Genomic DNA, 13,323 nt, shown 5'->3' with positions numbered 1-13,323 from the left:
CCATCCCACCATGATCAACCTGCCCCGCGACCGTATGGATCAAGTCGTCAAGCGTTTCGATATGCTCGAAGCGCAGATGGCGGCCGGACCCGCCGCCGATCAATATGTCAAGATGGCTTCCGAATATGCCGACATCCAGGAGATGGTGGGCAAGATCCGGTCGTTGCGCGCCGCCGAGCAGGAGCAGGCGGATCTCGAGGCGATGCTCGCCGACAAGGCGACCGACGCCGAGATGCGGACACTGGCCGAGGCGGACCTGCCGGGCGTCGAAGAGCGCATCGAGGCGCTGCAGAAGGATATCCAGATCCTGCTCCTGCCCAAGGACGCGGCCGATGAGAGGAACGCGATCCTCGAAATCCGAGCCGGCACCGGCGGCGACGAGGCGGCCTTGTTCGCCGGCGATCTCTTTCGCATGTATGAGCGCTATGCCGCCTCGCGCGGCTGGCGCTTCGAGGTCGTGTCGGCCAGCGACGGCGAGGTCGGCGGCTACAAGGAAATCATCGCCTCGGTGTCGGGCAAGGGCGTGTTCGCGCATCTGAAGTTCGAATCCGGCGTTCACCGCGTCCAGCGCGTGCCGGAGACCGAAGCGGGCGGGCGCATCCATACCTCGGCGGCGACGGTCGCCGTGCTGCCCGAGGCCGAAGAGGTCGATATCGAAATCCGGCCGGAGGATATCCGCATCGACACGATGCGCGCCTCGGGTTCCGGCGGCCAGCACGTCAACACCACCGACTCGGCGGTTCGCATCACCCATCTGCCGACCGGCATCATGGTGGTGCAGGCGGAGAAGTCGCAGCACCAGAACCGGGCGCGCGCCATGCAGATCCTGCGCGCGCGGCTTTACGACCTGGAGCGCAGCCGTGCCGATGAGGAGCGCTCGTCGTCGCGCAAATCGCAGGTCGGCTCGGGCGACCGGTCGGAGCGCATCCGCACCTACAACTTCCCGCAAGGGCGCGTCACCGACCACCGCATCAACCTCACGCTCTACAAGCTCGACCGGGTGATGATGGGCGAGCTCGACGAGGTCATCGACGCGTTGATCGCCGACCATCAGTCGAAGCTGTTAGCCGATATGAGCCTAGATGGCTGATCGATTGCCTGCCGAGCTCGGGCCGTTGCTGAAGGCGGCGCGCGAGCGTCTGGCCGCCGCCGGCATCGACGATCCGGCGCTCGATTCCCGGCTGATCGTCGAGCATTTCTCCGGTACGACCCGCACCCAGGCCATTGCCGAACCGGCGCAAAGGGTGGGTTCGGCGGCGCTTTCGGCCATCGAAACGGCCCTGAGGCGTCGCGTCGCAGGCGAGCCGGTGCACCGCATCCTCGGTTATCGCGAATTCTACGGCTTGCGACTGTCGCTCTCACCGGAGACGCTTGAGCCGCGGCCGGACACCGAGACGCTGGTCGACGCCATTCTGCCTTTCGCCAGGACAACTGCCGAACGGCTGGGCGAATGCCGCATTCTCGACCTCGGCACCGGAACCGGCGCCATCGCGCTGGCCCTGCTCAACGCCGTTCCGGCCGCGATCGCGACCGGCGTCGATATTTCCGAGGGGGCGTTGGCAAAAGCGGCCGGAAATGCCCGGGATCTGGGGCTCGGCGGGCGCTTCAAAGCCTTGCATTCCAACTGGTTCGAAAAAGTTTCGGGCTCCTACCATGTAATTGCCTCGAACCCTCCCTATATACCCAGTCTAGAGATTGGAAATCTGCAGGACGAGGTCCGCGATTTCGACCCGCACCGAGCGTTGGACGGTGGTGCGGATGGTTTGGACCCCTACAGGGTCATCGCCGCTGAAGCGGCAGGATTTCTGGAAGCGCAAGGCAGAGTAGCGGTCGAGATCGGCCACACGCAGAAAAACGACGTAACCGGAATATTCGTGGCGGCAGGCTATGTGTTAACCGGGACACATCGCGACCTTGGCGGCAATGACAGAGTTCTGGTGTTCGAGCGGTGAAAGCCCTGATACAGCGCGAAAAAACCGCTTGGCAATATAAGGGAATGCAGTTAGGGTCCGGCTCAACCGGATGAGACGAAGCAGGCAGTGCTCCCAGCGATTCGGTTTTCCTTGGAAATAGCTGCCTTCTTGCGCAAACGACGCCCAAGCTTCGTGCGGGAATCGTCCGGCAAGTGATGTAACCGGAACAGGATGGCACGTGGCGCCAACGCAATTGATGCGGGCGAACGGCGGTGAAGAAACGAAACGGCTGGCTGCATGAGCGCCTCCGTTCGTGAAGAGTTTTTCGAAAATTCACTATGAAGAGAGTCTAATGAGGCCACAACAGCAGAACAGGCGCATGCGCGGTCGCAACAACAATGGCGGCGGTGGCAACAACAACAACCGCAAGGGGCCAAATCCCCTGACCCGCACCTACGAGAGCAACGGCCCGGACGTGAAGATCCGCGGATCGGCTCAACAGATCGCCGAAAAATACGCCACACTCGCCCGTGACGCGCAGAGCTCCGGCGACAGGGTGATGGCGGAGAACTACCTCCAGCACGCCGAGCACTACAATCGCATCATCGCCGCCGCGCAGGCGCAGATGCCGATCCAGAACGCCCAGCAAAACCGCGACGACTTCGACGACGATCTCGATGAGGATCGTGACGAGTTCGATTCTGTCGGAACCAACGGCAGTGGAGCCGAGGCGCCGACCGCAGCGAACGGCTCGGGGCCTCAGCCTGTGATCGAAGGTACGCCGGCGGAACTCGCCTACAACCAGGAAAACGGCCGCGACAACAACCGGCGCGACAATAACCAGCGCGACAACCGCGACAACAATGGCCGCGACCGGCATCGTGACCGCCGCAACGGCGGCTACGGCCAGTATGGCCAGAACAGTCAGCGTGGCGACAACGGCCAGCGCGGCGAGCATGGCGGCGGCCAGCAGTTCGACCAGAACCGGCGCAATGAGACCCCGGCGCAGCCAGAGGCCGCTGGAGAGGCCGGACCCCAGGCCGAGCAGGCGCCGCAGTTCGACAGTTTCTCGCCGGCAGCGCTCGCCGCACAGGCCGAGCTCAACGAAGCCGCCATGGACAATGGTGGCGGTCGCCGGCCGCGGCGTCCGCGCCGCCCGCGCGGCAACTATGCCGACCAGGCTGGCAATGGCGAGCAGGGCGACCAGCCGCAGAGCGCAAGCCCGGAAAATTCAGGCGAAGCAAATCCAGGCGAAGCGCATAACGCGCCGAACAATGGCGGCGAGGCCGGCGCCAAGCCCGCCGAAGAGGCAAGGCCGGTGAGCGAGCCTGTCGCCAGCGAGCCGGCGCCGGTCGCCGGCGAAGCTCCTGGCGAGCCTGTGACCGCCGACGCGAACAACTGACCGAAACGCCATTTCAGGCATTGCGGACGGCGGGGATATTTCTCCGCCGTTTTCGTTCGTGCGTATTTGGAATATTCTGCTTTGATCGACATCAAGGCGTCTTGAGGGACCGCACCCCATACACCATATCTCGGCTGAACTGGGCTCGGCTCCTATGAGCGGGTCCGTCACCGCAATCTGATCCGGTGCCGCAAAGCGGGCCGGTGACGGAAGGAGACAGATATGAATCTTGAAAAATACTCGGAGCGCGTGCGCGGCTTCATTCAGTCCGCGCAGACCATGGCGCTCTCGCGCAATCACCAGCAATTCACGCCCGAACATATGCTGAAAGTGCTCGTCGACGATGACGAGGGCCTTGCCGCGTCCCTGATCGAGCGTGCCGGTGGCAATGCCCGCGACGTCAAGCTCGGCGTCGAAGCGGCGCTCGAAGCCATGCCCAAGGTCGAAGGCGGCAATGGCCAGCTCTATCTTGCCCAGCCGCTCGCCAAGGTGTTCTCGACCGCCGAGGACCTTGCCAAGAAGGCCGGCGACAGCTTCGTCACCGTCGAGCGGCTGCTGCAGGCGCTTGTCATGGAGAAGTCGGCCAAGACCGCCGACATCCTGTCCAAGGCAGGCGTCACCGCGCAGGCGCTCAACCAGGCCATCAACGACATCCGCAAGGGCCGCACCGCCGATTCGGCGAGTGCAGAGCAGGGCTATGACGCGCTGAAGAAATACGCGCGTGACCTGACGGCCGATGCGCGCTCAGGCAAGCTCGATCCGGTCATCGGCCGCGACGACGAGATCCGCCGCACCATCCAGGTGCTGTCGCGGCGCACCAAGAACAACCCCGTGCTGATCGGCGAGCCGGGCGTCGGCAAGACGGCGATCGCCGAGGGCCTGGCGCTGCGCATCGTCAATGGCGACGTGCCGGAATCGCTGAAGGACAAACAGTTGATGGCGCTCGACATGGGCGCGCTGATTGCCGGCGCCAAATATCGCGGCGAGTTCGAGGAACGGCTGAAGGCCGTGCTCAACGAAGTCACCTCGGCCAGCGGCAACATCATCCTGTTCATCGACGAGATGCACACGCTGGTCGGCGCCGGCAAGGCGGATGGCGCGATGGATGCCTCGAACCTGTTGAAGCCGGCGCTGGCGCGCGGCGAGCTGCACTGCGTCGGCGCAACCACGCTGGACGAATACCGCAAGCATGTCGAGAAGGACGCCGCCCTTGCCCGCCGTTTCCAGCCCGTCTTCGTCGACGAGCCGACGGTGGAGGACACGGTTTCGATCCTGCGCGGCCTGAAGGAGAAATACGAGCAGCACCACAAGGTGCGCATCTCCGATTCCGCGCTGGTGTCGGCGGCGACGCTTTCCAACCGTTATATCGCCGACCGCTTCCTGCCGGACAAGGCGATCGACCTGGTCGACGAGGCAGCGTCGAGGCTGCGCATGCAGGTCGATTCCAAGCCCGAGGCGCTGGACGAGATCGACCGCCGCATCATGCAGCTGAAGATCGAGCGCGAGGCGCTGAAGGTCGAGAAGGACGAGGCCTCGAAGGACCGGCTCGCCCGGCTGGAGAAGGAACTCGCCGGCCTCGAGGAGGAATCGACCGAACTGACCACGAAGTGGCAGGCCGAAAAGCAGAAGCTCGGCCTGGCCGCCGACCTCAAGAAACAGCTCGACGAGATGCGCAACGAACTGGCGATCGCGCAGCGCAAGGGCGAGTTCCAGCGCGCCGGCGAGCTTGCCTATGGCAAGATTCCGGAACTGGAGAAGAAGCTCAAGGAAGCCGAGGCCCAGGACGGCAAGGCCGGCATGGTGGAAGAGGTGGTCACCCCTGACCACGTCGCGCATGTCGTATCGCGCTGGACCGGCATTCCGGTCGACAAGATGCTGGAAGGCCAGCGCGAGAAGCTCCTGCGCATGGAAGACGAGATCGGCAAGCGCGTCGTCGGCCAGGGCGAAGCCGTGCAGGCGGTGTCCAAGGCCGTTCGGCGCGCCCGCGCCGGGCTGCAGGATCCGAACCGGCCGATCGGCTCGTTCATGTTCCTCGGGCCGACCGGCGTCGGCAAGACCGAGCTCACCAAGGCGCTGGCGAGCTTCCTGTTCGATGACGAGACGGCGCTGGTGCGCATCGACATGTCGGAGTTCATGGAGAAGCATTCCGTCGCCCGGCTGATCGGCGCGCCTCCCGGCTATGTCGGCTATGAGGAAGGCGGCGCGCTGACCGAAGCGGTGCGGCGCCGGCCCTATCAGGTCGTGCTGTTCGACGAGATCGAGAAGGCGCATCCGGATGTGTTCAACGTGCTCCTGCAGGTGCTCGATGACGGAAGGCTGACGGACGGTCAGGGCCGCACGGTCGACTTCCGCAACACGCTGATCATCATGACGTCCAACCTCGGCGCCGACTACCTTGTCGATCTTCGCGACGACCAGGATGTCGATGCCGTGCGCGACCAGGTGATGGCCGTGGTGAAGGCCTCGTTCCGGCCGGAGTTCCTGAACCGCGTCGACGAGGTGATCCTGTTCCACCGGCTGCGCCGGCAGGACATGGACCGCATCGTCGAGATCCAGCTCAAGCGGCTGGAGAACCTGCTCGTCGACCGCAAGATCACGCTGTCACTCGATCACGACGCGATCGAGTGGCTGGCGTCGAAGGGCTACGATCCGGCCTATGGCGCCCGGCCGCTGAAGCGGGTGATGCAGAAGGAACTGCAGGACCCGCTCGCGGAGAAGATACTGCTCGGCGAGATCCTCGACGGTTCGACCGTCAAGGTCACGGCGGGTTCGGACCGGCTGAACTTCCGCTCGAAGCCGACGGTGGTGGCGACGGAAGCCGCCGCCTGATCCCCGGCATGTTGGAATGAACAGGCGCGTCGCACCGGACTGGTGCGGCGCGCTTTGTTATTTTCGGGGACTGCCCATAATCAGCTGCCGATTCGGATGACCGGGAAGGACTCGATGAAGCTCGACGATTACAACGGCTTCTGCGCTTCATTGCCCGCCACGACGCATGTCGTCCAGTGGGGCGGCGCCCATGTCTGGAAGGTCGGCGGCAAGGTGTTCGCCGTCGGCGGCTGGAACGACGGCGGCGAGCTTTTCGTCACCTTCAAATGTTCCGAGATGGCCTATGACGTGCTCAAGGATCAGCCGGGCTGCCGGCCGGCGCCCTATCTCGCCTCGCGCGGCATGAAATGGATCCAGCGTCAGACAAGCCAAAGCATAGATGATGCGGCGCTCAAGGACTATCTGCGCGAAAGCCACCGCCTGGTCGTGCTGAAGCTGACCAGAGAGGCACGCAGGCAATTGGGGCTCGCGCAGACTAGCTAATGTTCCTCAAGGCACTGGAAATCCGCCATCTTCATGCCCGGTTCATGTTGGAATCTTAATTTGGGTAACTGGTTTGCTGGCGAAGATTCGCCCGCCGGAAGCCAGAGTCGACCGGAGAGCTTGACCCCCATGCTGCGCTTGATCTTTTCCCTTTCGGCACTCTCGGCCGGGCTGGCGTCTTCCGGTGCGTTCGCCGCGCCGAGTGTGGATGGCCCGCAAGGCGTGCGCCCGGTTGAGCGCGGCGCGCTGATGCTGGCCCAGGAAGGCAATATCGATATCTATTACGACGCCAGGGGCAATCGGGTTCTGGTCGATGCCGACACCGGCAAGGTCATCGCCATCCAGCCGCCTGGCAGCAGGCTCGACCGCCGTGCGCTTCGCCGGCAGATGCAGGAGCTCGGCCGCGCGCCGGCTGAGGACGACGACCGCTACTATCTCGACAATCCCGAGGACATGGCTCGCTTCCGTCGGCGGCAGCTGGAGGAGAATGGCCGGGTCATCCCGCCGCCGGCCGACGAATATGATCCCAACGGCGACAATTCCGTCGATGCCTATCCGCCGGCGCCCAACAATGATGAAGGCTATGCCACCACCTATCCGGAGGAGCCGAAGTCCAACACCATCAAGCGCCAGCCGCTGAACGAGGCGTCGATCGACCCGGAGCAGCCGGGTCAGGGCGAGGTCCTGCAGACCAATCCGGAGACCTCGTTGCCGCCGAACACGGGCGGCAAGGCCAGTGTCGATCCGTCGCTGTCGCTCGGGGTGCGTCAGGATGTTGCCGCGCTGCAGGTGCTGCTTGATCGCGGCGGCGCCTCGCCGGGCGTGATCGACGGGCGTTTCGGCTCCAATGTCGACAAGGCGCTGGCCGCCTATAACGAAATAAACGGCACCAATCTGAAATCGACCGATGCGGTCGGCATCCAGGCGGCGCTCGCCCAGTCGGGCGGCGACCCCTTTGCTTCCTACACGATCACGGCCGAAGATGTGGCCGGCCCGTATGTCGCCTCGATTCCCGAGGACTACAGCCAGAAGGCCAAGCTCGACTGCATGTGCTACACCTCGGTCACCGAGGCGCTGGCCGAGCGCTTCCACATGGACGAGACCTATCTGAAGTCGATCAACAAGGGGGTCGACTTCAATCGCCCTGGCACGATGATCAAGGTCGCCAATTTCGGCAAGCTGGTCTCGACGCCGGTGACGCGCATCGTCGCCGACAAGACCAAGAAGGAAGTCTACGCCTATGATGGCGGCGGCAAGCTGGTCGCGGCCTATCCGGCGACGATCGGCTCGGCCGACACGCCGTCGCCGACCGGCATCCATGCCGTCTCGCGCATCGCGCTCGACCCGAACTACACATACAACCCCAACATCAATTTCAAGCAGGGCCAGAACGACAAGATCCTGACCGTCCCGCCGGGGCCGAACGGCCCGGTCGGCTCGGTGTGGATCGCGCTCGACAAGCCGACCTACGGCATCCATGGCACGCCCGAGCCCTCCAAGATCGGCAAGACCGAGAGCCATGGCTGCGTGCGCCTGACCAACTGGGATGCGCGCGAGCTTGCCAAGCTGGTGTCGCCGGGCGTCACGGTGGAGTTTATCGGCGGACCAACAATCGTGGAGGTCGGCGGGACCTCAACCGATGAGTTTACGCAGCAGTGAGGCGCGCGGCGCCGCGGCATAGATGAGCTGCACCAGCATGATGAAGCCTATGCTGAGCAGCGGCGTGATCAGGCAAAGCGCCGCGCCGACCGCCCATAGGGCCTGTGCCTTGACGATGCGATTGTAGACGGTGCTCCGCGTCTCCGCATCGACATCTTCGGCGATCATGCCGTTCCTGTCGGCATACCACCAACTCGCGAACAGCGAGGCGCCCAGCATCAAAAGGTTCAGCCAATAGACCAGCACCGCGATCCTGAATTCCAGGAAATCGGCCAGCAGGTCGGTTGAGAACGGCAATAGCGCGATAAAGGCGAGAAAGCACAGGTTCAATGTCGCCAACCTGCGGTCTGACTTCGCGATCAGGCCATGCTGCGCCTGCTGGCCGAACCAGAAGATGGTCAGCGTCAGGAAACTCAGCGCATAGGTCAGGAACCGCGGCGCCAGCGCGAGGATCGCGGCGAGCAACTCACCTTCCGAATGCACCGCCTCATGCGACGGAACCCTGATCTCGAGCACGATCAAGGTCAGCGCGATGGCGAAAACGCCGTCGGTTATGCCGACGATGCGCCCGCGTCCTTCCGTCGACGGTTCGAGCGGCCGCTTCATGGCTTCCCCCTCCACGCAATGCTGGAACCTAGCACGCTGCCGGCGGTTTGCATCAGGATCGGCGCCTACCTCCCCACACGGCCCTGAATCAAAGAGATAGAGCATGATGTTGTCCGAAAACCGCTTCACACTTTTCGGCATCATGCTCCGTCGCCTGGTTTCAAGAACAGTGATGCTCTGGCTCGTTGTTGCAATCACTCCGGAGGGCTAAGCAGGAATCATGTCATCCGCGAACGAAACGACTGTTGACTCGCATTCGCCCGCGCGCGTGAACGGTACATTCTGCCCCCAGACGCAGCGAAAGTTCGTGCTGGTCGCAGCGATTCTTGCCTCGGCACTGGGTTTCATCGATGGGTCCATCCTGGCGATCGCGATGCCGGCGCTGCGTGCGGACCTCGGCGCCAGCCTGGCCGAAGCGCAGTGGATATCCAACGCCTATGCGCTGACGCTCTCGGCGCTCATCCTGGCGGGCGGTGCCGCAGGCGACCGGTTCGGGCTGCGGCGCGCCTTCGTGACCGGCATCGCACTGTTCATTGCCGCCTCGCTCGCCTGCGCGGTGGCGCCCGACCCGGCCATATTGATCGCCTTCCGCGCCATCCAGGGCATCGGCGCGGCGATCATGGTGCCGGGCAGCCTCGCCATCATCGCCAAAGCCTATCCGAAGAAGGAGCGCGGCCGGGCGATCGGCATCTGGGCCGCCGCTTCGGCGCTGACCACCGCGCTCGGCCCCGTTCTGGGCGGCTTCGTTTTGACGACGTTCGGTAATGGGGTCTGGCGCGCGATCTTCGCCATCAACCTGCCGCTCGGGCTGATCTCGATCTATCTGCTTCTGGCCAAGGTGCCGGCCGACAGGCCGACCGAAAAACGCAGCCTTGACCTTGGGGGCGCGGCGCTGGCGACGCTTGCCTTCGGCCTGCTCGCCTACGGGCTGACGGCCATGAACGCCGAAGGCGGCGGAATGCTGTCAACGCCCGCGATCATAGCCGGTGTGGTTCTGCTCTTTGTCTTCATCGCTTATGAGCGCTGGCAGCGCGACCCGATGATCGATCTCGGCCTGTTCCGCATCCGCGCCTTTGCCGGCGCCAATCTGGCGACATTCTTCCTTTATTTCGCGCTGTCGGCCAATTTGTTCTACCTGCCGATGCTTCTGATCTCCGGCTGGAGGCTAAGCGAGGCCGAGGTCGGATTCATCTTCCTGCCGCTGTCGGCATCGATCGCGCTTTTGTCAGGGCCGGTCGGCCAGTGGTCGGACCGGATCGGTCCGCGCTTTCCGATCGCCAGCGGCAGCATGGTCGTCGCCATCGCCTTTGCCGGCCTCGCCATGCTCACGCATTTCGGCATCCATAATTTCTGGACCGGGACCTTTCCGCTGATGGCGCTGATGGGGCTGGGCATGGCGCAGATCGTGTCACCGCTGTCGACCGCGGTCATGACGTCCGTCGAGGACAAGGACACCGGTGCCGCGTCCGGCATCAACAATGCGGTCTCGCGCGTCGGCGGCCTGATCGCGGTGGCGGCGATGGGCTCGTTGGCGGCCTGGGTTTACGCGCGGACGACCGGCAGTGCTCCCGGCATGCCCGGTTTCGGCGAGACGCCCGCTTCCGGGCTTGCGGCCAATCTCGATGCGGCCAGGGTGGCGGCAAGCGATTCGGCTTTCACCGCGGTCGCGGCGGTCACGGCGCTACTTTGCGTGCTTTCTTCCCTCATCGCCTGGTTCACGGTTCCCGGACAGGCATCGCCCTGGCCGCAGCAGACAGACGAATCGCGTGGTTAGAGCAATCCCAGAAAAGTGTGAGCGGTTCAGCCTTGCGATTTCGCCGTAGGCTTCCGTCTGGAATTGCGTCGAAAGGGGTAGAGTGGTTCCTGCAACTGCTCAGTTCGGGAGCTGCGAATCAGCCTTGGCGCTGGCGACCTTCAGCGAGTTGCCGTCTTCCTGCTTCAGAAGATCGTCGATGCGCTCGCGCTCCTTCTTGAAGGCCACGAGATCGTTACCCTTCAGCACCTTGCCGACCGGCAGGCGCACGCGCATCGAATCGACCTTGGTGCCGTTGACGATGAGCTCGTAGTGAAGATGCGGGCCCGTCGACAGGCCGGTCTGGCCGAGATAGCCGATGACCTGGCCCTGGCGGACATGGACGCCGGGCTCGATGCCTTTGGCAAAGGCGCTCTGGTGGTTGTAGGACGTCTCGTAGCCATTGGCGTGGCGCAGGATGATCTGCTTGCCGTAGCCGCCGGCCCAGCCGGCCTTCTCCACGACGCCATTGCCGGCCGCGATGATGGGCGATCCGATCGGGGCGGCCCAGTCGGTGCCTGTGTGCATGCGCACATAGCCGAGAATCGGGTGACGGCGCGCGCCGAAGCCGGAGGTGAAGCGCCCGTTGGGCAGCGGGTTGCGCAGCAGGAACTGCTTGGCGCTCGAACCGTTCTCGTCGAAATAGTCGGTGCTGCCGTCCTGCATCTGGAAGCGATAGAAATTCCGCGTCTGCCCGCCAAAGGTTGCCGAAACGTACAGAAGCTCGGAATTGTCGGAGGTCTGGTCGTCGCCGTCGGGTTGTGAGAACAGGACCTCCAGCCGGTCGGCGGGCGAAAGCCGCGACTGGAAATCGACGTCCGAAGCAAGAAGCTTGATCAGCTTCTGGGTCATTGCTTTCGACATGCCGTAGGAATAGGCGGTGCGATAGATGCCGTCATAGATATTGGGCAGGTTGCCGCGCACCACCACGGGCTGCGAATCATCGAACGCCGTCAAAAGCTCGGGATTGGCTTCCGGCTCCTGGGCCGGCACATACTGGCCGCGGTCGTCCAGCGCGATGGTGACGATGTGCGTGGTCTTGTCATAGACGCTGGTGCGCACGACCTTGGCGATGTCGCCGCGTACTTCGAGGCCGACACGCAGCACCGTTCCGGCCTTGAGCGCCGTGGTGTTCAACAGCTTGCCGATCGCTTCCGCCATGCCGGTGGCGTCAGCGCCGGTGTAGCCCGAATCGGCATAGGCCTCGGCGATATCGGTATCCTCGGTGAAGGGGATGATTTCCTCGGCGAAGGCCGGCGTCTGGTCGTCCAGCGTGGCGCGAGGCGTCACCGAAACGTTTTCCTGCGTGATCTTCACGTCATAGGAGCCGGCCATCGATTCGGCGAAGGCGTCGCCGAATCGCTGCGGATCGACATAATGCAGCGCGGCCACCTGGACGGCGCCGTCGCTCAAGCCGTTGCTGGCATCCCGAACGACCTTTTCCACCTCGTCGGCGGACAGGTCGCTCTTTTCGTCGAAGGAAGCCGTCTCGATCGGGAAATCGACCGTCTTGAGGCTCATTTCGCTTTCAACCTTGGCGCCGTAGATCTGCGCGGCGGCCGCGGCGGCCGTTGCTGGCTGGGCATTGTCGTCGCTGTCGTCGCCGAAGACCTGCAGGGGGTCGAATGGCGGGTAAGGGCGGTTTGTGGTGTGGCCGGCGGCCAAGGCCATCTTGATCTGCACGAAAGGCATGGTGTGGATAACGTCACGGTCGCCGACCTTGGTGACCATCGAAACTTCCATGCGCCGCCGGTCCTTCGCCCGGGCGATCTGGCGGGGCGCTACCAGCCTGGTGGTCTTTGCCTGCTCGCCGGAATCATCGCCGCCGCTGGCAAGACCGATGAGCTCCGCAATTTCGGGTGGCGTGGCCAACTGCTGGCGCCCGTCGAGCGCCGCAAACAGCGCCACACCCATCAACACGCTCGAGGTTACACCGGTGAGGAAGGTGCCCGACAGCCAGCGCGCCGACACCTCGCGGCGGTCAGGCGGACCGCTGCGGCCGTCCGCGATCAGCGGCGGCTCGTTGCCGAGTTCGGCTATGACCTCTTCGGTGTCCGGCATCCAGAAAGGCTGCTTCTTCCCCAGGCGAAACGGCTTGTCGTTCTCGTTGCGGCCATGACATTTGCCTGTCACGGCCGTTGAAGTCAACGAAGCGGCAAGCCGGCCGATATCCCCAATGATGCGTCTCTTGCGAGACGGTGCTCTTGTCGTCTGTCGCGGTCGTCTGTTTTGGGGGCGCCTCACACATACGCGCGCGCCTTCCTTATATGGGCTGGTTTCACGCCTTAATGCGGCGGCAATAGGGCCCGTTGTGGATGACCCAAGGGCTGCCGCAGGGGCAGTCGGCTATCGAAAAAGCGGGCTGAAAAATTTGTCGCAAAAAATTCAAAAAAGTTCGAAATCGGTGTTGACGCCTCGAGTGCCCCCCGACTATATACGCCTCACCAACGACGGCGGCGACGCTGCTGGCGACGAAGAAGTTCGCTTCTGAGTATCGCGAGAGTTGGACCGAATTCAAGAGAGCCGCGTGAGCGACACTCGGGAGGCCCCGGAGCCGAGAGCGAAACGGGCCATGACGCTGCGTCTGTGGTGTCTGTTCTTTGACAATTGAATATTGAAGAAAGAGAAACGTGGGCGGC

At 63.8% G+C, this 13,323-nt stretch carries 9 protein-coding genes; 7 read left to right on the top strand and 2 right to left on the bottom strand.

Annotated elements, in window-relative coordinates; translation table 11 throughout:
• Nucleotides 1-10 precede the first annotated feature (10 nt).
• The 6 genes from prfA (at nt 11) to EN862_RS17260 (ending at nt 8,286) form a co-directional block, all read left to right on the top strand.
• Nucleotides 11-1,090, top strand: coding sequence for a peptide chain release factor 1 (gene prfA, locus EN862_RS17285; protein ID WP_127865827.1), 1,080 nt, complete (start codon nt 11-13; stop codon nt 1,088-1,090).
• Complete coding sequence (gene prmC / locus EN862_RS17280; protein ID WP_127865828.1) at nt 1,083-1,952, top strand: peptide chain release factor N(5)-glutamine methyltransferase; 870 nt, start codon at nt 1,083-1,085, stop codon at nt 1,950-1,952. The genes prfA and prmC overlap by 8 nt, the downstream gene beginning before the upstream one ends.
• 313 nt (nt 1,953-2,265) lie before the next feature.
• Nucleotides 2,266-3,315, top strand: coding sequence for a DUF4167 domain-containing protein (locus EN862_RS17275; RefSeq protein ID WP_127865829.1), 1,050 nt, complete (start codon nt 2,266-2,268; stop codon nt 3,313-3,315).
• 222 nt (nt 3,316-3,537) lie between these two features.
• Nucleotides 3,538-6,144, top strand: a complete 2,607-nt coding sequence (gene clpB, locus EN862_RS17270) for an ATP-dependent chaperone ClpB (protein ID WP_127865830.1) — start codon at nt 3,538-3,540, stop codon at nt 6,142-6,144.
• A gap of 114 nt (nt 6,145-6,258) precedes the next feature.
• Complete coding sequence (locus EN862_RS17265; RefSeq protein ID WP_127865831.1) at nt 6,259-6,627, top strand: MmcQ/YjbR family DNA-binding protein; 369 nt, start codon at nt 6,259-6,261, stop codon at nt 6,625-6,627.
• A gap of 129 nt (nt 6,628-6,756) precedes the next feature.
• Complete coding sequence (locus EN862_RS17260) at nt 6,757-8,286, top strand: L,D-transpeptidase family protein (protein WP_127865832.1); 1,530 nt, start codon at nt 6,757-6,759, stop codon at nt 8,284-8,286.
• Here EN862_RS17260 and EN862_RS17255 read toward each other — a convergent pair.
• The gene (locus EN862_RS17255) at nt 8,260-8,892 is read right to left on the bottom strand and encodes a TMEM175 family protein (RefSeq protein WP_127865833.1); all 633 of its coding nucleotides are present in this window, start codon (nt 8,890-8,892) and stop codon (nt 8,260-8,262) included. The two genes, EN862_RS17260 and EN862_RS17255, sit on opposite strands and share 27 nt — an antisense overlap.
• A 220-nt stretch (nt 8,893-9,112) precedes the next feature.
• On the opposite strand from EN862_RS17255, the gene EN862_RS17250 reads away from it, so the two are divergent.
• Complete coding sequence (locus EN862_RS17250) at nt 9,113-10,666, top strand: MFS transporter (protein ID WP_127865834.1); 1,554 nt, start codon at nt 9,113-9,115, stop codon at nt 10,664-10,666.
• Between the two features lie 99 nt (nt 10,667-10,765).
• Here the strand turns inward: EN862_RS17250 and EN862_RS17245 are convergent, their stop codons facing one another.
• Entirely contained in the window at nt 10,766-12,745 is a 1,980-nt protein-coding gene (locus EN862_RS17245; protein WP_189402013.1) for a M23 family metallopeptidase, read from the bottom strand.
• Nucleotides 12,746-13,323 lie beyond the last annotated feature (578 nt).

The organism is Mesorhizobium sp. M2E.F.Ca.ET.219.01.1.1 (assembly GCF_004016445.2).
In the GTDB taxonomy this organism is placed as follows: domain Bacteria; phylum Pseudomonadota; class Alphaproteobacteria; order Rhizobiales; family Rhizobiaceae; genus Mesorhizobium.
This window is presented reverse-complemented; position numbering and strand designations above follow the sequence as displayed.